This is a genomic window from Sphingomonas sp. F9_3S_D5_B_2, from assembly GCF_054263715.1.
Genome location: NZ_JBSZFB010000002.1, coordinates 233,170 through 254,108, shown reverse-complemented (window position 1 = coordinate 254,108; position 20,939 = coordinate 233,170). Strand labels below are relative to the sequence as shown.

19 protein-coding genes and 1 tRNA gene are annotated in these 20,939 nt (G+C 65.9%); 12 read left to right on the top strand and 8 right to left on the bottom strand.

Features of this window, described 5'->3' with window-relative positions; genetic code table 11:
• The first annotated feature begins 44 nt into the window (after positions 1 to 44).
• A complete protein-coding gene (locus ACUXST_RS07120; RefSeq protein WP_458389276.1) occupies positions 45 to 1,349 on the top strand; it encodes a cystathionine gamma-synthase family protein in 1,305 nt (434 codons plus the stop codon).
• Between the two features lie 79 nt (positions 1,350 to 1,428).
• Positions 1,429 to 1,578 carry a hypothetical protein gene (locus ACUXST_RS07115; protein ID WP_458389275.1) on the top strand — a complete coding sequence of 50 codons (150 nt, stop codon included), beginning with the start codon at positions 1,429 to 1,431 and terminating at the stop codon, positions 1,576 to 1,578.
• 29 nt (positions 1,579 to 1,607) lie between these two features.
• Here the strand turns inward: ACUXST_RS07115 and ACUXST_RS07110 are convergent, their stop codons facing one another.
• Genes ACUXST_RS07110 through ACUXST_RS07100 form a run of 3 tightly spaced genes read right to left on the bottom strand, consistent with a single transcriptional unit; the run spans position 1,608 to position 4,158 of the window.
• A complete protein-coding gene (locus ACUXST_RS07110) occupies positions 1,608 to 2,279 on the bottom strand; it encodes an HAD family hydrolase (RefSeq protein WP_458389274.1) in 672 nt (223 codons plus the stop codon).
• On the bottom strand, positions 2,276 to 3,040 hold the full coding sequence (locus tag ACUXST_RS07105) for an NTP transferase domain-containing protein (RefSeq protein WP_458389273.1): 765 nt from the start codon (positions 3,038 to 3,040) through the stop codon (positions 2,276 to 2,278). The genes ACUXST_RS07110 and ACUXST_RS07105 overlap by 4 nt, the downstream gene beginning before the upstream one ends.
• Positions 3,037 to 4,158 (bottom strand): CDP-alcohol phosphatidyltransferase family protein, encoded by a 1,122-nt coding sequence (locus ACUXST_RS07100; protein WP_458389272.1) that lies wholly within the window; start codon positions 4,156 to 4,158, stop codon positions 3,037 to 3,039. Before ACUXST_RS07100 ends, ACUXST_RS07105 begins: the two co-directional genes overlap by 4 nt.
• A 91-nt stretch (positions 4,159 to 4,249) precedes the next feature.
• On the opposite strand from ACUXST_RS07100, the gene ACUXST_RS07095 reads away from it, so the two are divergent.
• The 4 genes from ACUXST_RS07095 to ACUXST_RS07080 are packed head-to-tail and all read left to right on the top strand — an operon-like array spanning position 4,250 to position 7,711.
• On the top strand, positions 4,250 to 5,353 hold the full coding sequence (locus ACUXST_RS07095) for an MlaE family lipid ABC transporter permease subunit (protein ID WP_458389271.1): 1,104 nt from the start codon (positions 4,250 to 4,252) through the stop codon (positions 5,351 to 5,353).
• On the top strand, positions 5,350 to 6,147 hold the full coding sequence (locus ACUXST_RS07090; RefSeq protein WP_458389270.1) for an ABC transporter ATP-binding protein: 798 nt from the start codon (positions 5,350 to 5,352) through the stop codon (positions 6,145 to 6,147). The genes ACUXST_RS07095 and ACUXST_RS07090 overlap by 4 nt, the downstream gene beginning before the upstream one ends.
• Complete coding sequence (locus tag ACUXST_RS07085; RefSeq protein ID WP_458389269.1) at positions 6,147 to 7,100, top strand: MlaD family protein; 954 nt, start codon at positions 6,147 to 6,149, stop codon at positions 7,098 to 7,100. The genes ACUXST_RS07090 and ACUXST_RS07085 overlap by 1 nt, the downstream gene beginning before the upstream one ends.
• Positions 7,097 to 7,711 carry an ABC-type transport auxiliary lipoprotein family protein gene (locus tag ACUXST_RS07080; protein ID WP_458389268.1) on the top strand — a complete coding sequence of 205 codons (615 nt, stop codon included), beginning with the start codon at positions 7,097 to 7,099 and terminating at the stop codon, positions 7,709 to 7,711. The genes ACUXST_RS07085 and ACUXST_RS07080 overlap by 4 nt, the downstream gene beginning before the upstream one ends.
• On the opposite strand, the gene pepN is transcribed toward ACUXST_RS07080, so the two are convergent.
• Genes pepN through ACUXST_RS07065 form a run of 3 tightly spaced genes read right to left on the bottom strand, consistent with a single transcriptional unit; the run spans position 7,708 to position 12,279 of the window.
• The gene (gene pepN, locus ACUXST_RS07075) at positions 7,708 to 10,341 is read right to left on the bottom strand and encodes an aminopeptidase N (RefSeq protein ID WP_458389267.1); all 2,634 of its coding nucleotides are present in this window, start codon (positions 10,339 to 10,341) and stop codon (positions 7,708 to 7,710) included. The two genes, ACUXST_RS07080 and pepN, sit on opposite strands and share 4 nt — an antisense overlap.
• 10 nt (positions 10,342 to 10,351) lie before the next feature.
• Positions 10,352 to 11,248, bottom strand: a complete 897-nt coding sequence (locus tag ACUXST_RS07070; protein ID WP_458389266.1) for a DMT family transporter — start codon at positions 11,246 to 11,248, stop codon at positions 10,352 to 10,354.
• Between the two features lie 29 nt (positions 11,249 to 11,277).
• Positions 11,278 to 12,279, bottom strand: a complete 1,002-nt coding sequence (locus tag ACUXST_RS07065; RefSeq protein WP_458389265.1) for a threonine aldolase family protein — start codon at positions 12,277 to 12,279, stop codon at positions 11,278 to 11,280.
• A gap of 81 nt (positions 12,280 to 12,360) precedes the next feature.
• On the opposite strand from ACUXST_RS07065, the gene ACUXST_RS07060 reads away from it, so the two are divergent.
• The gene (locus tag ACUXST_RS07060) at positions 12,361 to 13,191 is read left to right on the top strand and encodes a phytanoyl-CoA dioxygenase family protein (RefSeq protein ID WP_458389264.1); all 831 of its coding nucleotides are present in this window, start codon (positions 12,361 to 12,363) and stop codon (positions 13,189 to 13,191) included.
• On the opposite strand, the gene ACUXST_RS07055 is transcribed toward ACUXST_RS07060, so the two are convergent.
• Complete coding sequence (locus ACUXST_RS07055) at positions 13,182 to 13,307, bottom strand: hypothetical protein (RefSeq protein ID WP_458389263.1); 126 nt, start codon at positions 13,305 to 13,307, stop codon at positions 13,182 to 13,184. The genes ACUXST_RS07060 and ACUXST_RS07055 overlap by 10 nt on opposite strands.
• Before the next feature lie 72 nt (positions 13,308 to 13,379).
• On the opposite strand from ACUXST_RS07055, the gene ACUXST_RS07050 reads away from it, so the two are divergent.
• Positions 13,380 to 13,454: transfer RNA gene (locus tag ACUXST_RS07050), tRNA-Thr, on the top strand.
• A gap of 19 nt (positions 13,455 to 13,473) precedes the next feature.
• Here ACUXST_RS07050 and ACUXST_RS07045 read toward each other — a convergent pair.
• A complete protein-coding gene (locus tag ACUXST_RS07045) occupies positions 13,474 to 15,279 on the bottom strand; it encodes an aminopeptidase P family protein (RefSeq protein WP_458389262.1) in 1,806 nt (601 codons plus the stop codon).
• A 280-nt stretch (positions 15,280 to 15,559) separates the two neighbouring features.
• On the opposite strand from ACUXST_RS07045, the gene ACUXST_RS07040 reads away from it, so the two are divergent.
• From ACUXST_RS07040 to ACUXST_RS07025, 4 genes are all read left to right on the top strand, one after another.
• Complete coding sequence (locus tag ACUXST_RS07040) at positions 15,560 to 17,017, top strand: TonB family protein (protein ID WP_458389261.1); 1,458 nt, start codon at positions 15,560 to 15,562, stop codon at positions 17,015 to 17,017.
• Positions 17,018 to 17,091: 74 nt separating this feature from the next.
• A complete protein-coding gene (locus tag ACUXST_RS07035) occupies positions 17,092 to 19,152 on the top strand; it encodes a S9 family peptidase (protein WP_458389260.1) in 2,061 nt (686 codons plus the stop codon).
• The gene (locus ACUXST_RS07030) at positions 19,152 to 20,534 is read left to right on the top strand and encodes a hypothetical protein (RefSeq protein WP_458389259.1); all 1,383 of its coding nucleotides are present in this window, start codon (positions 19,152 to 19,154) and stop codon (positions 20,532 to 20,534) included. Before ACUXST_RS07035 ends, ACUXST_RS07030 begins: the two co-directional genes overlap by 1 nt.
• Complete coding sequence (locus ACUXST_RS07025; RefSeq protein ID WP_458389258.1) at positions 20,531 to 20,935, top strand: acyl-CoA thioesterase; 405 nt, start codon at positions 20,531 to 20,533, stop codon at positions 20,933 to 20,935. Before ACUXST_RS07030 ends, ACUXST_RS07025 begins: the two co-directional genes overlap by 4 nt.
• Positions 20,936 to 20,939: the final 4 nt, after the last annotated feature.

The following is a 20,939-nucleotide window of genomic DNA, read 5'->3' as shown; positions in this document are numbered from 1 at the left end:
CCGGCGTCGTTTTGCGGCTAAGGCCCGCGCCAAGGAGAGAGATCGTGCCTGACGAAAATGAAACGAGCGGCAGCCCGCAGCGGCGCCCGCGCCCCTCGACGACGAGCATCGGCAACCACAAACTGAAGCCGTCCACGCTCATGATGGGCTACGGTTTCGATCCCGCGCTCAGCGAAGGGTCGCTGAAGCCACCGATCTTCCTCACCTCGACCTTCGTCTTCGAGAACGCCGCGGCGGGTAAGCGCTTCTTTGAAGGTGTGACCGGCAAGCGCCCCGGCGGCGCCGAGGGCCTGATCTACTCACGCTTCAACGGTCCCAACCAGGAAATCCTGGAGGACCGGCTGTGCCTGTGGGAGGAAGCGGACGACGCGCTGACCTTCTCCAGTGGCATGTCGGCGATCGCGACCCTGCTGCTGACGTTCGTCCAACCTGGAGACGTCGTCGTGCACTCCGGCCCGCTCTATGCGGCGACCGAGACGCTGATCGCCAAGATCCTCGGCCGCTTTGGCGTGTCCTGGCTCGACTTCCCCGCTGGCGCGACGCGCGAGGAGATCGACGAGGTTCTCACCCAGGCGAAAGCCAAGGGCCGGGTCTCCCTGATTTATCTCGAAAGTCCGGCGAACCCGACGAACGCTCTCGTCGATGTGGAAGGCGTCGCGGCGGCTCGCGATGCCGCTTTCGGCGCGGATGACGCTCCGCCGATTGCTATCGACAACACGTTCCTCGGTCCGCTCTGGGCCCATCCCCTGCAGAACGGCGCCGACCTCACGATCTACAGCCTGACGAAATATGCCGGCGGCCACAGCGACCTCGTCGCGGGTGCGCTCACCGGCCGGCAGAAGCTGATCGACCAGGTGCGCATGATGCGAAACACGATCGGCACGATCTGCGACCCGAACACCGCCTGGATGCTTCTCCGCAGCCTGGAAACGCTGGAACTCCGGATGGAGCGTGCCGGCGAGAATGCCGCGAAGGTGTGCGAATTCCTGCGGGGCCATCCGAAGGTCGAAACGGTCGGTTATCTCGGTTTCCTCGAGGAAGGCTCGCGACAGGCCGACATCTACAACCGCCATTGCAGCGGCGCCGGCTCGACCTTCTCGCTCTACCTCAAGGGCGGCGAGAATGAAGCTTTCGCGTTCCTCGACTCGCTGGAGATCGCCCACCTCGCGGTCAGCCTCGGCGGCACTGAAACGCTGGCAAGTGCGCCAGCGGCGATGACGCACCTGTCGGTCCCGGACGAGCGCAAGCAGGCGCTCGGCATCACCGACAATCTGGTGCGGATTTCAATCGGCGTTGAAGACGCAGACGACCTGATCGCCGACTTCGCGAATGCCCTGAACGCGGTGTAGCAGCGGCGACTTTCAGAGTTTCTCAACTTTGCTGTCGGACACTCAGGGACGCTCGGCTTCAAACCATGGGGGGCTCTGAATGAACCGCAACGCCCGGATTTTCATGTTCTTCTCGTTCGCGTTCATCAACTTCTTCCTTCTGAGAGGGATCGGTATCCACGCGCTCGGACTGGTATTTCTCATCCTCGGGATTCAGCAGGTCGTAACTAAGCCAAAGGCGAGTTCCTAAGGTTCAGGAACGGCAGGGGCAGGAAGAAGCTAACCCCAGTCCTCGATGCCCCAGCCGCGCTGTTCGGCGAGTCGGCGGAGCTTGCCGTGGGGGTTCACTGCAATCGGCTCGTCCGCCCATTCGAATGCCGGCTGGTCCGAGACGTGGTCGGAATAGAAGCGCACGTGGCCGTGAGCACTCTTGAGGCCCGAGGCGTTGATCCAGTCGTCGATCATCCGCATTTTCGCGGGGCCATAGCAGTTCTCGCCGGCGATCTTGGCCTGCACGCGCTCGTCGAGACCGATGATCGAGCCGGTGCCGATTACGTCGTCAAAGCCCAGCCGCCCGGCGATCGCATCCGCGTAGAGGCGATAGGATGCTGTCGCGAGGACTAGCCGCCTTCCTTCGGCCTTGTCGCGCGCGATGGCGCGATGGGCGCCAGGGCGAATGTTCGTTTCGAGCTGCCGCTGAGCAAAGCTGTCGACCAGCGGCGTGAGATCGCGCGGGTGAATGTGGCGGCCGAGCAGGAGGCGGTGATTGATCTCCTTCAGGCGCGCGCGGTCGATCAGCCCTGCGACGTAGGCAATCATCGAGCTGGCAACGAATGGCAGGAACAGCAAACGCCAGGGGGCTCTCCGGAGAGCACAATGCAGCAGGAACGGCGTGTAGGTCGGCCGTCGCGTGACGGTCCGGTCCATGTCGTACACGGCCAGATCGCTCATGCGCGCCCGGCGATGATTGCTTCGACCAACGCGTGATCTTCGGGCTTGTCCACGTCGACTCCGGCGAGCGGGTTGGAGAGGCGTACGGCAGCAACGCTCAAGCCCAGCTTGCGGCCGAGATGCGCAAGCACCGCATCGATTGTCAGCAGCCGAAGGGCGGCCCCGGCAAGAACCAGCGGACCGAGAAGGGAGATCAGGCGCCACCCCTTCTTGCGGTCCTGCTCGACGGATCGCCACAGCTCGATTGCGGGAGCCACCTGCGGCCCGGCAAGCGCGAACAGGTTGGCTCCGGTGTAGGCGCCGCCGCGAAACTTCAGCCATGTTCTCCTGGAGGTGGGCAGGCGCTTCATGAGAGATCCGCGCTCAACCACTCCGATCGCGAGCTCGTTGCCGCCCGCTCGGCTGCAAAACTCGTCGATGGTGGCAGGGTCGAGCAGCGCGTGATCGGCTGTCGTGACCAGCAGCGGCCACTCGAGGTCAGCGGCGTTGAAGAGTTTGAGCATTGTCGCGGCAATTGTGCTGGTCGACTCCCAGGCCCGAAGCCGCTCATCGTCTGGAAGCTCTGCCGCGATCCGCTCCGGAGCCTGGCTCAGGACGATTATCCTGCCGATGCTCTTCGACGCGAGTAGCGCAGTGACGGGACGGCGCACCATTGGCTCTCCAGCGACCGGGATGAGGGCTTTGAACTCGGCGCCGAAGCTTTCCGCGAATGGATCTCGCCCGGGACGCGATCCGGCGAGAACGATGGCCGTATGCGTCACCCTTCGAGCCAGGAGACGATCCGGCCGCCACGAGCGCTCAGTTCGCTCGCCTGCGCGAGGCGCACGGCGTGGAAGATCAGGCTGATGATCGTCCAATAGGCAACGAACACGAGACCGAGGTCCGGGCGGCCGAACGGCAGCGAGCCGACCAGCAGGATCATGTTTGGATTGCGCCGCGCCGTGACGAGACGAAACTGGCTGTCCACCGGCCGCCACACGTGGATGTGCATTCCGCCGAAGCGGCGCATGAACAATCCTTCGATGATCCGCTGCGCCACGTAGCCGCCGACGATCGCCCAGATGACCATGGTCGCCGCGAACGGCTCGAGCGGGCGGCCATACGCAGTCAGCCCCTGGAGCCACGCCCAGTACCAGAACGGCGGGTGGACGAGGTCTATGCCGTGATCGAGCAGGTTGCCGATCTTCGATGAAGCGCCGGTGCAGCGGGCGAGCTTTCCGTCCACCGTGTCCAGCACCATGAAGATGAAGCCCGCCAGGCTCCCCAGCCAATATTCGCCGCGCCAGAACAGCACGAAGGCGAGCACGCACATCACCGCACCGACCGCCGTGATTGCGTTAGGACTGATCCCGACCTGCGCCGCCCAGCGCGTGAGGTAAAAGGCGGGCCGCCGCCACAGATAGAGCGTCAGGAGGTCCGTCACGCCCTTGTATGCCGCGTCATAGGACGCGCGCTCGACTGGCTCCTGGTTGGCGGGGTCCAGCGGCAGCACGAACGGACGCTCACGCTTGCGGAGTTCGGAATAGCTGAGTTCCGCGGTTTCGGACGCGAGGACGGCATAGTGCTCCGGCAGCGGCCCGCCCTGAAGCGCCGCGGCCACGCGCTCGGAATTCTCGCCAGCGCCCACGTGCGCCATCACCGCCCTGCCACCGAGCGTCAGGAGGGTATTGGGGCGGTCACGAAGCGCCCTCAGCCATGCCGGGTCCCACGCGAACTCCGCACTTGCGAGAAGGGCTGGCCGATCCGGCTGAAGGCTGCTGACCGGCTCCAGACCGGCATTGGCTGCAAGCCGGTTGGCCCGCTCCGTCGCGCTCATCCCGAACAGCCGTGCGGGGTTCGAGCCGACAGAGACGAACTGCAGGGGAGGCTCGATTGCCATGCCGCGCGCATAAAGGTGCAGGGCTGGGCAGGGAAGAGCCGTAGCGGCGCACTTGCCCGGCGGAGTCATTTCGCGCACTAATCCGGCGCGAATGGCGCAGCTCGAGCCCACTTCCGCCGGCGACGGTACCGGCGGCACCTATCGTGCCACGGGCGCGCTTACGATCACGCGCGCCGCGTCGACCCAGCGCGAGCTCGAATCCCTGCCGGATCCGCTGACGATCGACCTCAGCGACGTGCAGCGGATGGACACGGTCGGCGCCTGGCTCGTCTATCGGGCGGTCCGGGACCGCGGCGCCAAGGTGGTCGGCGCGAGCAAGGACGAGACCAGCCTGCTCGAGCAGGTCGCCGATTATGACGTTCCCGCGCGGGTCCGGCCCGAGCAAGCCGGAGGCTTCAGCCGCCTTCTTTCCGAACTCGGCGTCTGGATCACTGGAACCGGGATTACGTTCGTTGGCCTGCTGGGCTTCTTCGGCGCGACCCTCGTAGGCTTCGCCAATCTCGTCCGGCGGCCGCGCCGCTTTCGCCTGAACGCCGTCGTCCAGCGCTTCGACGTCGTCGGTGTCCGCGCACTCGGCATCATCGGGCTGATGAGTTTCCTGATCGGCATCGTCATCGCCCAGCAGGGCTCGGTTCAGCTCGCCCAGTTCGGCGCCGAGGTCTACACGATCAACCTGATCGGCCGCATCACCGCTCGAGAGCTGGGGACGCTGATGACGGCGATCATGGTGGCGGGCCGGTCCGGCTCGGCATTCGCAGCCCAACTCGGGACAATGAAGATCACGGAGGAGATCGACGCCATGCGCACCATCGGCGTGTCGCCGATCGAGGCGCTGGTCATCCCGCGCATGATCGCGGCGATCCTAATGATGCCGCTGCTCGCCTTCTGGGCGATGGTGATGGCGCTACTCGGCGGCGGCGTGTTCGTGTGGCTCGCTCTCGGTTACGCACCGGCCACCTACATCCAGCGCCTGCAAGAGGTCGTGCCCGTCACCGACGTCTGGGTCGGCCTGATCAAGGCGCCAGTGTTCGGGTTCATCATCGCCCTGTCCGGCTGCTTCCAGGGCATGCTCGTCCAGGGCAACAGCGAGGAAGTCGGCATGCGGACCACCACTGCGGTGGTTCAGTCGATCTTCCTGGTCATCGTGCTCGACGCCGTTTTCGCGGTCTTCTTTTCCAACATCGGCTGGATATGAGCGCGCGCGACTGCGACGAGATCATCACCGTCCGCGGCCTGCGCAACAGCTTCGGCGATGCGGTGGTCCACGATGGCCTGGACCTCACCGTCTGCCGCGGGGAGATCCTCGGTGTGGTTGGCGGCTCGGGCACGGGCAAGTCCGTGCTCTTGCGCTCGATCATCGGGCTTCAGACACCCGACGAGGGCGAAATCGAGGTCCTGGGCGAGAACATGGTCGGCCGCAGCGAGGACGAGGCCAAGAACATCCGCCGCCGCTGGGGCATCCTGTTTCAGAATGGTGCCTTGTTCTCGACGCTGACGGTTGCGGAAAACGTCGAAGTGTCGATCCGCGAATACTTCCCGTACATCCAGCCACCGCTGCTGGATGAGATCGCCTCCTACAAGATCGCGATGGGCGGCCTGCCGGCAGACGCCGGGCCCAAATACCCCTCCGAATTGTCCGGAGGCATGATCAAGCGCGCCGGACTTGCGCGGGCACTCGCCCTTGATCCCGAGCTGCTGTTCCTGGACGAGCCGACCGCCGGGCTTGATCCGATCGCCGCGGCCGCCTTCGACGAACTCATCAAGACGCTGCAGCGGCGCCTCGACCTGACCGTGTTCCTGATCACCCACGACCTCGACACGCTGTACGCCATCTGTGACCGCGTTGCCGTCCTCGCGGACCGAAAGGTGATCGCGGTCGGAACGATTCCGGAACTATTGGCTTTGGATCATCCTTGGATACAAGAGTATTTTAGAGGGCCTCGCGGCCGGGCCGCGGCGGTGACCGCAGAGGAGCATACGACCGCCTGATGGAGACCCGATCCAACTACGTATTGGTCGGCGCGGTGACGATGGCGCTCCTTGTCGGGGTGTTGTTCTTCATCGTGTGGCTGGCCAAGCTCAACACGCACGAGAACAAGTGCTTCGACATCTATTTCCCGGCCGTGGGCGGCATCGACAAGGGATCGAACGTCAGCTTTTCCGGCGTTCACGTCGGTCAGGTGGACAAGATCTCGCTTCTGCCGAACCGGCCGGAGTTCGTGTGGGTGCGCATCAGCGTCGACCCGGAGACGCCGGTGCTCGAAGGCACGACGGCCCAGATCAAGAGCATCAGCCTTGCCGGCGCGAACGAGATTCAGCTGAACGGAGCGGTGAAGGGAAACCGGGCGATCACCCAGATGGGACCGCAGGGCTGCCCGGTCATTCCGGCAAGCACGGGCGGGCTTGGCGCACTCCTGAATAGCGCGCCGGAACTGCTCGAGCGCATCCAGCGGCTCACGGAGCGCCTCACCGAATTGCTGAGCGACAAGAACCAGAACTCGATTGCCGATATCCTCGAGAATATCGACCGCACCAGCAAGGTTTTGGCGGACCGCGCGCCGGATCTGGCGAATGCGATCGCAGACGCCCGCGTAGCGGTGCGCAACGCGGGCGTGGCCGCGCAGCGGGTCAGCGAATTGACGGACAACACCAATCGGCTGGTCAACGAGCAGGGCCGGCCGGCAGCGCAGGACCTCCGCAAGGCGATCGGATCCATCCAGCAGGCTGCCGACAATCTGAACTCGGCGATCGGCGACGCTCGCCCGGGCATCCAGAACTTCAGCAAGTCGACGCTTCCGCAGGCCAACCAGCTGGTGCACGAGCTTCGAGATCTCACTGTGTCCTTGAAGGGCGTGTCGGACCGCGTGAATCAGCAGGGTATCGGCGGCGCACTCGGACCCGAGAAGCTGCCCGACTACAATCCAGGAAAGAGGCGCAAATGAAGTCGTTGGTGCGTTTCGCGGTGCCGGTCGCACTCGCGGCCGCGCTGGGCGGCTGTTCGCTCGGCGGCCTGCTCGGCGGAGGCGGCAAGGTCCCGCCGACGCTGCTGACGCTAACCCCGGAAGCGCCGGACCCGGGCGCAATGACGCGGACCGCCGCCGCTGGCCAGGCCGTGACCGTGAACGCGCCGGTCCTCGCCAAGGAGCTCCGCACCGTACGCGTCGCGGCCCAGGTCAGCCCGACCGACGTGCAGTACGTCACCAACCTGCAGATGATCGATACGCCTGATCGCCTGTTCCAGAGCTTGTTGTCGGAAACCATCCGGCGGACCACGAACCGCGTCGTTCTCGACTCCGGCATCACGACGCTCGACCCCGGCCTGCTGGTCAGCGGTCAGCTTCAGCGGTTCGGCTATGACGCGCAGACCGGCCAAGTTGTTGTCGAATATGACGGCGCGCTCTCCACGGCCGGCGGCAATCGCGTCGAGACGCGGCGTTTCATCGCTCGTCAGCCGGCAGACGGCACTGCGGCTAGCGTTGGTCCAGCTCTCAACCGCGCCGCAAACCAGGTTGCCACCGAAGCAGCGCAGTGGATCGGCGGCAACTCCCTTTAGGCGAGGCTCTTGCTCGCCTGCTCGAAAACGTCCTTCGATAATCCCGCCGTCGCAGCGATCCGCTCCAGCTGCTCGCGCATTATCGCCGCGCGCTTCGGTTCGAAGCGGCGCCAGCGGCCCAGCGGCGGCACCATGCGAGCGGCAATCTGCGGGTTGAGCTTGTCGGCAGCGATGATCATGTCCGCCAGGAAGGCGTAGCCGCGGCCATCCGGACGGTGGAACGCCCAATGGTTGCCGCCGAACATTCCGGCAAGCGAGCGTAGGCGGTTCGGATTGGTCATCGTGAAGTCCGGGTGCGAGGACAGCCGGATCACCTCGTCCACGGTATCCCGCCGCTGGGCAGCGGCCTGCAGCGCAAACCACTTGTCGAGCACCAGCGCGTCGTCCTTGAAGCGGGCATAAAAGGCATCCAGCGCCTGCTGCCGCTCCGGCGTATCCAGCGACACGAGGACGCCGAGGGCGCCTTGCTGATCGGTCATGTTGTCGGCGGAATCGAACTGCGCCTTCGCGAGCTTTGCCGCCTGCGCTTCATCGGCCGCAGCAATCAGGCCAAGTGCAACGCTGCGTAAGCGCCGCACGCCCTTCGCACGCGGCGAGAGATCGTCACCCGTAACCCCGCCCAGGCGGTGGGCTGCGAGCAGGTCGTCGAGGAGCGCCTTGCCGATTGCCTCGCGCAGCCGGTCACGAGCTTCGTGGATTGCGTCGGGATCGACGACGTCCATGCGCTCGGCGACCAGCGTGTCGCTGGGCAGCAGGATGGCCTCGGCCTTGAAAGCCGCGTCGAGCGCATTCGAGCGGAGCGTTGCCGCGATGGCCCGGATCACCGGCTCGGCATCGGCCTGCTCGCCTCGAGCGCCGGCGGTCAGGGCCGACATCATCAGGTCCTGGATCGCCTCGTAGCGCGCGAACGGATCCGTATCGCTCTGCGCGAGCCGCTCGAGCTCACCGCGACGGCGATCGGCCTGGACGATGATCGGGGCCGAGAAGTTGCGGTTGATCGACAGCAGCGGCGGCTCGGCGACATTCTCGAACGTCACGGACGCGCTTGGCTGGTCGAGAACGATCAGCCGCTCCGGGGAGATCTCGGCACCTGTCTGCTCACCGATGAGCGCCGTCCGCAGCGGAATCGGCATCGGCTGCTTGTGGGGCTGGCCTGGGGTCGGGTCCTCATGCTGTTCGAGGTGGAGCGTCGCCGTCTTCGTGTCGGCATTATGCTCGAGCCGCGCGCGGACCTTGGGCGTGCCCGCCTGGCTGTACCAGATTTTGAACGGCGTCAGGTCGACGCCGCTGGCATCCTCCAGCGCCTTTACGAAGTCGTCGCACGTCGCGGCTTCGCCGTCGTGCCGGTCGAAATACAGGTCGGTGCCGGCACGGAACTTGTCCGGTCCGAGCACCGTGTGGAACATGCGGATGAGCTCGGCGCCCTTGTTGTAGACCGTCGCCGTGTAGAAGTTGGAGATCTCGATGAAGCTGTCGGGCCGGACAGGGTGCGCAAGCGGCCCCGCGTCCTCGGGAAACTGCGCTGCGCGGAGCACCCGCACATCCTCGATCCGCTTGACGGCATGGCTGCCCATGTCCGCCGAGAAGCCCTGATCGCGGAAGACGGTGAAGCCTTCCTTGAGGCTCAGCTGGAACCAGTCGCGGCAGGTGACCCGGTCCCCAGACCAGTTGTGGAAATATTCGTGAGCAACGACCCGCGCGATATTGTCGAAGTCGGCGTCCGTCGCGGTCTCCTGGTCGGCAAGCACGTAGGCCGAGTTGAAGATGTTGAGGCTCTTGTTCTCCATCGCGCCCATGTTGAAGTCGGATACGGCGACGATGTTGAACTGGTCGAGATCGTATTCGCGGCCATAGACGCGCTCGTCCCAGTCCATCGCAGCCTTGAGGCTGGACATAGCGTGAGCAGTCTTGGGCAGGTCGGCTTCGCGCACCCAGATGGCGAGATCGACCTTGCGGCCGCTAATGGTCGTGAAGCTGTCGCGGTTCGCGTGGAGGTCGCCGGCGACGAGGGCGAACAGATAGGACGGCTTCGGGAACGGATCGTCCCACTCGGCCCAATGGCGACCGTCAGCCCCCTCACCGGCTGCAACGCGGTTCCCGTTCGACAGCAGGACCGGATAACGGCGGGCGTCACCTTGCATGCGGACGTGATAGCGGGACAGCACGTCCGGCCGGTCCGGGAAGAAGGTGATGCGGCGGAAGCCCTCGGCCTCGCACTGTGTGCAGAGCATCCCGCCGGAGGCGTACAGCCCCATCAGCTTGGTGTTAGCCGCAGGGCTGATCTCGACGACGGTTTCGACAGTCGCCCTGTCGGCGCCAATGTCGATTACGAGTTGTCCGCTGTCCATTCTCGTCTCGACATCGCTCCCGTCGAGCTTGGCAGAGATCAGCTTCAAATCTGAACCGTCGAGCCGGAGCGGTCGGTCGTGGTCGTCGTTGCGTTCGACCGTCAGGGTCGCACGGACGCGGGTCCGCTCGGCATCGAGGTCGAAGTCCAGGCGGATCTCGGGTACCAGCCAGTCTGGCGGGCGGTAGTCCTCGCGATTGATCGCGACGTGGGTTGGTGACGGTGGCGCCTCGGGCGCAATCTGCGCGTCGGCTACCGGTGGAGTGCTTCGAACATCGGCCATGCCGACCCGCTTAGGCGGCGTCGGGAGCCGGGACAACCGAGCGCGGGCGGCTGAGCGCTCCAGCCATTCCGCCGAGCGCCAGGATGGCTCCCGCAATGGTAGTCGGAGTCCAGAGGTAGTGCTCCAGCCATGTCGAGAACCCCATTGCGATGATCGGTACGATGACGCTTGAGTAGGCCGCCTTGGCCGGACCGATCTTGCGCACCACGGGGTAGTAGAGACTGAACGTGAGCACCGAGGCAGCAAGCGCAAGGTACAGGACTCCGGCCCAGTAAGCCGGTCGGGGGTCGAACACCGGCGGCCCGGAAAGGACCAGCGCGACGAGAGCATCGATCAACGCGCCCGCCGCCATCGACCAGGCCAGCAGCCCGAACAGCGGGTAGCGGCGCATCTCGGGACGCGCCTGGAGCACGTTGGCAATCGAGGCGCCAATCATCCCGACCAGTGTAAGGCCAATCCCGGCCAGGACGGCGCCGGCGCTGGCCGCATGCTCGTTGATCTCGTGCACGAAGAGCAGGACGATTCCGGCGACCGCAACCAGCGAGCTCCACAGGAACCGCATCGTCGGGCGATGGCCGAGCCACGCCCACCCGAGAAGTGTCGCAGGGATCAGCAAGAGCGCGAACACCGTCGCGACGACGCCCGACGTGATGTGCCGCTCGGCCAGGTAGACGGCATTGAAGTTGATGCAGAACTGGCAGAAGCCGAGGACCAGCGCCGCCAGCACCGCGCGTCGGCCGAGCCGAAGGCTGTCGCCCTTCACCATCGCAACGGCTGCCATTGCCACGGCAGCGATGATGAAACGATAGGTGACCGACCATTGGGGCGGCACGACGCCGAGCTGGCCGCGGATTACGATCCACGTCGAGCCCCAGATTGCCGTGAAGATGATGAAGGAGATCGCCACGGTCCGCGTCTCGGACCGCTGCGCCTCCCTCACAGTCGTGCGATCGCGGCGGCGAGCCGCTCGACGGCGTCGCCTTGCTGATCCCAGCTCGTCACCAGCCGGATCTCGCCGGGCGCCCAGTCGTAGAAGTCGAAGCCAGCCGAGCGCAAGCTGGCTACCTCGTCGGGCGTCACGCGGAGGAAGATTTCATTGGCTTCGACCGGGTACACGAGCCGCTCGGGCGCAGCCTTTGCGAGCGTTTGCGCGGCGGCGTTTGCCGAACGCGCATTGTCGAGCCACAAGTCGCCCTCAAGCATGGCCAGGATCTGCGCGGCGCACATCCGGCCCTTTGAGAGCAGTTGCCCGGCCCGCTTCCGGCGGATTGCGACTTCCTCGGCGAGTTCGGTCCGGAAGAGGATCAACGCCTCGGCGTTCAGGCCCCCGTTCTTGACGAAACCGAAAGAAAGCGCGTCCACGCCCGCTCGCCAGGTGACGTCCGCCGGGCTTTCACCGGTGCTCACCAGGGCGTTCGCGAAGCGCGCACCGTCCATGTGGAAGGCGAGACCACGGCTGCGGGCAAGCTCGCCGAGTGCGCCCACTTCCGCGGACCGGTAGGCGAGGCCGTATTCGGTCGCATTGGTGATCGACAGAGCCGCCGGCTGGACCTGGTGAACGTCCTTGCGGACCCGGTCGCAGGCCCGGGCGACTGCATCCGGGCGCACCTTCGCGCCTTCGCCATCGACGAGCATCAGCTTGGCGCCGTTCGTGAAGAAGGCCGGAGCGCCCGCTTCGTCATTCTCGATGTGGGCGTCGCGGTGGCAGACGATCGCACCGAACGGTGGGCAGAGCGCCGCTAGTGCCAGACAGTTCGCCGCGGTGCCGCTCGTCACCCACAGCGCCCGCACTTCCGTTTCGAACAAGTCTGAGAAGACGCCGTCCAGCTTGTGGCTCCAGGCGTCCCCGTCATAGGCCGTGTCGATCTGGTTGGAAGCACTGATGGCCTCGATCACCTTGGGGTGAGCGGGCGCCGCGTTGTCCGAGAAAAAGCGCATGTCGCCGCCGCCCAAGCGGAAGCGGCCTCGCATGGCAAGCCAAAGGTGATAGCTTCGCACGAGAGTCGCTGGAGAGATGAAGTGAGCGTCGAAGCGCAGCAATATGACACCGCCGAAATCATGGGCGGCCTGTACGGGGACGGGATCATCGCCCTCAAAGGCGCCTTCAGCACGAGCTTCGCCGACCAGCTGCGCGAAGACGTGATGGCGCTGTTCGAGGAGGCCCAGCAGGTAGCCGGCGGCGCTTTGCCGCGCGGTCCGGAGCGCTGGTACGTGGAGGTGCAGCCCGAGCGGGTTCGCGGCTTCGTCGAGATCGCCACCCACCCCTGGTTCGTCGCCGTCTGCGAGGCCGTGCTGACGAAGGACTACAGAATCGTCGAGATCGGCTTCGACATCCCCTTCCCCGGCGCCGCCGACCAGCCGTGGCATCGCGACTTCCTGGCGCCTGAAGCGACGACCAGGGGCCGGCGCCTGAACAGCCTGGCGTTCAACCTCACGACGATCGACACCAAACAGGAGCATGGGCCATTTGAGATCGCGCCGGGAACGCAGTGGGACGAGATTCCCGGAGCCAAGGATGGCATGTTCCCGGACCGCTCCTTGTGGGATCGCTACATCTCACGAGCGCAGCAGAAGATGCCCCGGCGCGGGGACATTTCGGCGCGATCCGCGCTGACCATCCACCGCGGCACCGCGAACCGCTCCAACGAGCCGCGCCCGGTGCTGGTCGTCGGCGTCGACGCGCCTGACGCGACCAACGCGCATCATCACGATCTGCAGGTCACGCGCGCCTATCTCGACAGCCTGCCCGCCCAGGTTCGCGACCACCTCACCTGCCGGGTCGCCGACGAGCTGGAACCCGTCATCCAGCACCATGTCATCGAGGGGCTGCTCGAAGCCGATTACGGCTGATCGTCGGCCTTAGGCTCGTCCTCGGAGAGCTGCCGCGCCTGCGCCTTGCGGCGCCGGAGGTTCTCGCGCAGCGCTGCGGCGAGACGCTCCGCCCGCTCCTCGTCCCTGGCGGTCATTCGGGATCGCTGCCGGACTTGGGTTGACACATCAAGGCCCCGCCCCTCATAGGCGCGCGTCCCACGAAAAGTGCTGCCGTAGCTCAGTGGTAGAGCGCATCCTTGGTAAGGCTGAGGTCGTGAGTTCAATCCTCACCGGCAGCACCATTTTCGTCCTTGGCCTACGCTAGTCCTCGATGAGGATGGCGGCGCAAGCGCGCTGCAGCCACGCCAGCTCTTCGCCCGCCAGCCGCGGCCCGATTTTCGCCAGAACGTGCGCATGGTAGCAGTTGAGCCAGCCAAGCTCGTCGGCGCTGAGCATCTCCGCCTTGATGAGGCGCCGGTCGATCGGCGCGAAGGTCAGCGTTTCGAAGCCGAGCATCGGCTTCTCGGCGCCTTCGATCTCCCGCTCGACGACCAGCACCAGATTCTCGATGCGGATGCCGTATTCGCCCGTCTTGTAATAACCGGGCTCGTTGGAGAGGATCATGCCCGCCTGGAGCGGCTCGTCGCCGCCGCTCTGCGAGCTTCCGACCGGTGAGATGCGCTGCGGCCCTTCGTGGACGGCAAGGAAGCTGCCGACGCCGTGACCCGTGCCATGCGCGTAGTCGAGGCCGGCTTCCCACAGCGGGCGGCGGGCAAAGCTGTCGAGCTGGCTGCCGCGCGTGCCCTTCGGGAACACCGCGGTCGCAAGCGCGATGTGCCCCTTGAGAACTCGCGTGAAGCGGTCACACATCTCGTCGGTGGGTTCGCCCACGGGAACGGTCCGGGTGATGTCGGTGGTGCCGTCGACGTACTGGCCGCCGGAATCGACAAGGTACAGCGAGCCGGGCTCGAGCGTGCGATTCGTCTTCTCGCTCGACTTGTAGTGGACGATCGCGCCGTTCGGACCGGCCCCCGAGATCGTATCGAACGAGAGGTCGCGAAGCTCGCCGTTCTCGCGGCGCAGTGACTCCAGCTTGTCGGATGCGGTCAATTCGTCGATCCCACCGCTCGGGGTCTCGACGTCCAGCCAGCGCAGGAACTTCGAAATGGCAGCTCCGTCGCGCTCCTGGGCTGCCTTCTGTCCGGCAATCTCGGCCGGGTTCTTGATCGCCTTGGGCAGGATCGTCGGGTCGCGCAGCGGCACGACCTTGGCGCCTGCGCGCTCGAGTGCGTCGAAGATCGCCGCGACGGCACGCTCGGGATCCACGGCGACCGTCTTCGCGCCGAGCTGCGACAGTGCAGACTCGAACTCGGACCGCTCGTGGAGCCGCACCCCGTTGCCAAGATGCTGGCGCACGTCAGGCCCAATCTTCTCCGAAGCGACGAACAGGTCGGCGGTGCCGTCCGCATGGACCAGCGCATAAGCGAGCGCGACGGGCGTGTGGCTGACGTCGGCGCCGCGAACGTTGAACGCCCAGGCGATCGAATCGAGCGCGGACAGGACGGCGGCGTCCGCGTGCTGCTTCGTCAGCCAGTCGGCGATCTCCGTCCGCTTCTCCGCCGAAGACTTTCCGGCAAGCTCGTCGGGCTGGACGACGAGGTGAGCGTTCGACGCCTCGGGACGGTCGTTCCAGATGATGTCGATCGGGTTCTGCTCGACTGGCACCAGTTCGGCGCCGCGCGCGGCAAGCGCTTCGCGAGCCCTCTTCACCCACTCGCTTGTATGCAGCCAAGGGTCGTAGCCAATGCGGCCGCCCTGCGGCGCATGATCCTTCAGCCAGTCGGCTGCGCTAGTCTCAGGCACCGACTGGTAGCTCCACTCGGTCGGGCTGACCTGCTGCCGGACCTGAAGCGTGTAGCGCCCGTCGACGAAGATCGCCGCTTCCTCGGGCAGGACGACCGCCGACCCGGCAGAGCCCTGGAAGCCTGTCAGCCAGGCGAGCCGCTGCGCGTAGCTTCCGACATATTCGCTCATATGCTCGTCGGTCAGCGGGACGACGAAGCCGTCGAGCCGGTCGGCCTTGAGTTGTTCGCGAAGTGCCTTGAGGCGGTCGGCATAGCTGGACATCGGCAAACTCCCTTGCCTTTCAGCTAGTCCAACAGGCGGCGTTCTTAAAGAGGTCGGCGCTTGCCGGCGCGCCGCTCCGCCGAGTCACGCCTACTGCCGATACTCACGGGCCGGCCAATGCGGCAGACCCCCGGCACCTGCAACACGGTAGCACCGTGCGTATCTCGACCCGCTCCCCTTCAGAGCTGGAGCGGGAGAGGTGGATTCGACCTGCAGCGAAAACGAGGGTAGGTTATGGTTAACCGATTGTTGTTAAGCTTTTTTCTGCCCGGAGCCTGCCATGAGCCGTTTGCTCGGAGCCACGAGCCCATACGATGTCCTCGGGCTCGCGCCTGACGCGACGAGCAGCGAAATCGATTCGGCGTTCGATTGGCTGATCCATGGCAACGGCTATCGCCTCGACGTGCCGATCCACCGCTGGCCGCAGCGCCTTCGTGAGATCAAGACTGCATATGCGGCGCTCGGTGACCCGGTGAGACGGCGCGCCTACGACGAGTCGGTGCGGCCGGCGACCGCTCTCCCCCGGGCACGTGCAGCCGCCAAGCCGAGACAGGCTGCCAGGAAGGCTCCGGCCAAGACGAGTATCGTCGGGTCGGGGACCGATGCAGCGACCGACGCGCTGGTCCGGCCTGCCAAGCGAAAGCGGGCTCCGAAAAAGGCGGGCAAGGCCGCTGTTGCCGCTGCGGCTTTTGGCGGGAGCGAAGCGCTCGCCTCGCACGAGGCGCCAGCCGTGCCAGTTGTGGAGGTGCCACGGCACGAGCCTGAGCCGGTCTCGGCATTTCCTTTGCGCAGCGAGGCTGAGCCGATCGCAGTCGAGGAGGATGAGCCGTTCGTCGATAGTGCGGACTGGAGCACTCGGGCGATCAGCGCGCCGGTGCAGGACCGCGACACCTTCAAGGAGGATGCGGAAGCGGCTGAGGGCAGAGGCCGGCTGCCGCTAATGGACCTCGGCATTGCTGCGGCTGTGACCCTTTCCGTCGGTGCATTGCTGCTCGTCGTCTGGCCGAGCAGTGACCCTCAAGCGTCGCATGGCCGCGAAGCGAACCGTTCTCTCGCTTCCGTAGCCCACGAGACCGTCGCGCAATTATTGCCGGGAGCGCAACCCGCGACGCCACAGGCAGATGTGGCGCCCCCGACCGAACCGACCCAATCGGATGCAGCGCCCGAGCGCACGGCACGCGCCGCCGAGGTGAAGCGTCGAGCGCACACGGAGTTCGCCTTCACAGGTGGCGATCCCGCGCCGGGCAACGTCGACGGCGGGGCCACGGACGCGCAGCCGCAGACTGCCGCAGCTTCGCCGATTGCCGATGCGCCGGTGCCGCCCGCGCAGACGGCGCCGTCGCCCCCACCGGCAGCGCAGCCGTTCGCCGTTGCCCGCTCGCCCGGTCCGCTCGGCCCCCCAAGCGATGGTCCAGCGCTGGGGACAGTACCGCCCTCATCGTTCCGATCCGCGGCGACCCCGCCTCGGATGATCGGCGGTGGTCCCACGGACGCCGACAACCGGCGCGCCCGCTACCGCGGCGCTGTCGCCGTTCAATTCGCAGTGGGAACCGAGGGACGCGTTTCCAACTGCAGCGTGACGCGCTCGAGCGGCAATCCGCAGCTTGACGGGATGACCTGCCGCCTTCTCGTCGAGCGCGGCCGGTTCGCACCGGCACGCGACGCCCAGGGGCGGCCCATCCAGAGCCGGATCAATGCCTCCTATGTTTATGGCCGGGGCCACCGCTCCCGAAATTGAGCGGTTCGCCGGAACGCTTGTCTGCCACCGATTAGGGGTGGACGCGAAGGGGGCATTGCTGCTTTCCGCTGCGCATGGACAAGCCAGTGGAAGTTCCCCAGCCGCCGATCGCGCAGCAGCGCCCCTACAGCTACGAGCGCCACGGCGTGACCATCGAGGACCCGTGGCATTGGCTACGCGACCCGAAGTACCCTGAAGTCGATGACCCCGATGTCCTCTCCTATCTGAAGGCCGAGAACGCCTATTTCGATATATGGGCCGGGCAGCACCGTCCGCTGCTCGACAGCCTGTTCGAGGAGATGAAGGGGCGCATCAAGGAGGACGACAGCTCGGTCCCGCTCCGCGACGGCGACCACCTCTACTGGTGGGCGTTCAAGCCGGGCGCGCAGTATCGCACCTGGTGGCGCAAGCCGGTGCGCGGGGGCGCCGACGAGAGACTGTTCGACGAGCCGGTCGAAGCCGAGGGCAAGGAATACTTCCGCCTTGGTGCGCTCGACGTCAGCCCCGACGGCAAACTGCTGGCGACGCTGATCGACGACAATGGCTCCGAGCGGTTCACGCTGCGGGTGCGGGAGCTTGCAACCGGCAAGGACCTGGAGACAATTACCGAAGTCGGCATTGGCCAGCCGGTATGGACCAGCGGATCAGACGGGATCGTCTTCACGGAGGTCAACGACAATTGGCGGAGCTATCGGGCCCGCTACCACCGACTCGGCACCCCAACGTCGAACGACGTCACGCTTTATGAGGAAGTGGAGGAGCTCGGCTTCTCCGTCGGAGTCGGCAAGTCGCAGGACAAGAGCCTGATCTTCATCTCGACTGGTGACAACGCGACAAGCGAGGTGCGGTTCGTGTCTGCCGCCGACCCTTCGCAGCCGCTGACCCTCATCTCGCCGCGTCAGGAAAACCGCGAGTATCACGTGGATGCGGCGCACGGGAAACTCTGGATCCACACCAATGACGAGCATGTGAACTTCCGCCTTGCCGCAGCCGATATCGCGAGCCCGGCGGAATGGCGCACCGTCATCGCAGGCTCCGACAGTGTGTACCTGACCGGGGTCACGTCCTACCGCGATCACCTGGCGATCAGCAGCCGGGTGGAGGGCCTCGACCAGCTCCTCCTGCGCACCTACGCTGGTGAGGAGCAGCGGATCCCTTTCCAGGAAGCGAGCTACACCGCCTTCTTCCACGGCAACCCCGAGTTCGCGCCGGACTCGTACCGGCTCGGCTACTCATCGATGGTCACGCCGATGACGACCTTCGATTATTCGCCCGGCAGCGGCGAACTCGAGGTCCGCAAGGTGCAGGAGATCCCGTCAGGCTACGATGCCTCGCTGTACACGACCGAGCGGCTGATGGTGCCCGCGCGCGACGGCGCGCAAGTGCCCGTGTCCGTGGTCTACAAGAAGGGGTTCGAGAAGACTGGCGACGGCAAGCTCTTCCTTTACGCCTATGGCGCCTACGGGCATGCGATTCCGCCGGCATTCAATTCCAACCGGATCAGCCTTCTCGACCGCGGCTGGGCCTGCGCCATCGCCCACATCCGCGGCGGCGACGACCTCGGTTACAAGTGGTTCCTCGACGGAAAGCTGACCAAGCGGACGAACACCTTCAACGACTTCGTCGATGCCGCGAAGGGTTTGGTCGCCGAGAGATTCACTAGCGCGGGCAAGATCGCCATCAACGGCGGCTCGGCTGGCGGCGAGCTGATGGGCGCTGTCGTCAATTCCGATCCCGACCTGTGGGGCGCTGTGGTTGCCGACGTTCCCTTCGTCGACGTGCTCAACACCATGCTCGACGACACGCTTCCCCTGACTCCCGGCGAGTGGCCCGAGTGGGGCAACCCGATCGAGGACAAGGCGGCGTTCGAGTACATCCGCAGCTACAGCCCGTATGATAACGTGAAGGCGCAGGATTATCCGCCGCTGCTCATCACGGGCGGGCTCACGGACCCCCGCGTCACCTACTGGGAACCGGCCAAGTGGGCAGCGCGGCTCCGCGCGAGCAAGACGGACGGCAACCTGCTGCTGCTCAAGATCAACATGGGCGCGGGGCACGGCGGCAAGTCGGGGCGGTGGGAAAAGCTGCACGAAGTCGCCGAGACCTACGCATTCATGCTGACGCAGGTGCAGTAATGCGCTGGCTGCTGGCGCTTTTGGCGTTGGGTGCCTGCAGCGCGGCGCAAGCCGCTCCTTCGCCAGTGGCGACGGTCGCGGTCGAGCGGCACGGGGATCGCTGGACGGCCGATTACCGACTGCTGGCGCGGGCGCCCGTCTGGGCCTTCGCCAAGTCCGCGCTTCCCCGCGAGTCGCGCACTCCCTGGCGGCTCGGGACGGTGCGGGTGGAGACGCCGGGCGTGCAGCTGAAGCGGCTGGGCAACTTCGACGCGCTGGTGGGAACGAACGGCGCTGTGCCCGCCCACGTTCGGCTGAGCTTCACGCCCTCTGCGGAAGATGTCGACGGTGGCTATACGCCGGCGCTGGTCTTCGCCGACCATTCTGTCGCTCTCTACGGAGATGAGTTCAAGCTGCTGCCGGTGGCGTCCGCCGCCGCGGCGCGTGGACTTGCCCCCGGCGAGTCCAGCCTGCCGGAGAATGACCGGCCCACGATCATGACGTTCGTCGACCGCGCCGGAGCCGTGCTTGTCCATGGCAAGCGGGAACGCCGCCCGACGCTGGATGATGGCGGAGCTTACGTTCTGTTCGGGCGCGCGAAGCCCGTGATCGGTGCTGCCATGACGACGATCATGGACCCGGCGCTGCCCAAGTGGATCGCGGCATATCTCAATACGGAGATGCCCCGCATCCTCGGTCACTATCGAGACGAGCTTGGTCCCTCACCCGTCGGCCAGCCGACGCTACTGGTATCCTGGGCCGGGCGTGAGCCGCACCACATCAGCCTGAGCGGCAGCGTTCTTCCCGGCATGGTGGTGATGACCCTCAAGGGCGACGCGTTGCTCAATCCCAGCGACAAGGTCAGCCAATATGCACGATGGTTCGTCAGCCACGAGGCGGCGCACTTCTGGCTTGGGCAGGCGGTCCACTATTCCCACCCGCGCGAGAGCTGGATCACGGAAGGCGGTGCGGAGCTTCTCGCTTTCCGCGCGACCGCCGCCGCGGACCCTGCCTTCGACATCAAGGCGCGACTGTCGGAAGCCAGGACCGAATGCGTGCCCTTCCTCGCACATGGCGGAATCTCCACCGCCTTTGAGCGCGAGGGCGATTTCCGGGCTTATTACGCGTGCGGGGTGATCCTTGCGCTTGCGGCCGAGAAGGCCAGCGGCGGGGACTTCGCGGATTTCGTTCGAACGCTGATCGGCCGCTACGGCTCCGACGAGACAGTGACGCGTGCGGAATGGATGGCGTTGTTCGACGAGCGCGCGCACAATCCTGCCGTTTCGGCCGCGCTCGCGAAGCTGCTCGACCAGAAGAAGGCCGACCCGAAGGCCGCGATCGACGAGTTCGTCGCCGTCGCGGGACTTGCCGATCAGTTCGCGCTGACCAAGCCTGCCGCGTGAGCCCACCCGTTTTCAAATATGCGCTCACTGCTGAGCCCGAGCACATCGACGAACTGGGGCACGTCAACAATGCGGTGTGGGTGCAATGGGTGCAGCAGGTCGCGGTTTCCCACTGGGACTCGGTTGCCGACCCGCGGCACAAGGCGGCTTACTACTGGGTCGTGGTGCGGCATGAGATCGACTATCTGCGCGGGGCCCACGCGGGCGACCGGCTGATCGCTCGAACCTGGGTCGGCGATGCCCCGCAGGGCGCCCGGTTCGATCGGTTCGTCGAGTTCGCCGGTGCCGACGGCATGGTGCGCGTCCGCGCGAAGACTCAATGGGCAATCATCGACAAGGCGTCCGGCCGGCCGATCCGCGTGCCCGCCGAGGTGGTGGCGCGGTTCCGTGGTGGAGAGTAACAGC

What these genes read in the sequence shown, in the direction of transcription:
- ACUXST_RS07115 (WP_458389275.1), top strand. Translation starts at nt 1,429, where the DNA reads ATGAACCGCAACGCCCGGATTTTCATGTTCTTCTCGTTCGCGTTCATC.
- ACUXST_RS07110 (WP_458389274.1), bottom strand. Translation starts at nt 2,279, where the DNA reads ATGAGCGATCTGGCCGTGTACGACATGGACCGGACCGTCACGCGACGG.
- ACUXST_RS07100 (WP_458389272.1), bottom strand. Translation starts at nt 4,158, where the DNA reads ATGGCAATCGAGCCTCCCCTGCAGTTCGTCTCTGTCGGCTCGAACCCC.
- ACUXST_RS07095 (WP_458389271.1), top strand. Translation starts at nt 4,250, where the DNA reads ATGGCGCAGCTCGAGCCCACTTCCGCCGGCGACGGTACCGGCGGCACC.
- ACUXST_RS07090 (WP_458389270.1), top strand. Translation starts at nt 5,350, where the DNA reads ATGAGCGCGCGCGACTGCGACGAGATCATCACCGTCCGCGGCCTGCGC.
- ACUXST_RS07085 (WP_458389269.1), top strand. Translation starts at nt 6,147, where the DNA reads ATGGAGACCCGATCCAACTACGTATTGGTCGGCGCGGTGACGATGGCG.
- ACUXST_RS07080 (WP_458389268.1), top strand. Translation starts at nt 7,097, where the DNA reads ATGAAGTCGTTGGTGCGTTTCGCGGTGCCGGTCGCACTCGCGGCCGCG.
- pepN (WP_458389267.1), bottom strand. Translation starts at nt 10,341, where the DNA reads ATGGCCGATGTTCGAAGCACTCCACCGGTAGCCGACGCGCAGATTGCG.
- ACUXST_RS07065 (WP_458389265.1), bottom strand. Translation starts at nt 12,279, where the DNA reads ATGCGCTTTTTCTCGGACAACGCGGCGCCCGCTCACCCCAAGGTGATC.
- ACUXST_RS07055 (WP_458389263.1), bottom strand. Translation starts at nt 13,307, where the DNA reads ATGACCGCCAGGGACGAGGAGCGGGCGGAGCGTCTCGCCGCAGCGCTG.
- ACUXST_RS07045 (WP_458389262.1), bottom strand. Translation starts at nt 15,279, where the DNA reads ATGTCCAGCTATGCCGACCGCCTCAAGGCACTTCGCGAACAACTCAAG.
- ACUXST_RS07040 (WP_458389261.1), top strand. Translation starts at nt 15,560, where the DNA reads ATGAGCCGTTTGCTCGGAGCCACGAGCCCATACGATGTCCTCGGGCTC.
- ACUXST_RS07035 (WP_458389260.1), top strand. Translation starts at nt 17,092, where the DNA reads ATGGACAAGCCAGTGGAAGTTCCCCAGCCGCCGATCGCGCAGCAGCGC.
- ACUXST_RS07030 (WP_458389259.1), top strand. Translation starts at nt 19,152, where the DNA reads ATGCGCTGGCTGCTGGCGCTTTTGGCGTTGGGTGCCTGCAGCGCGGCG.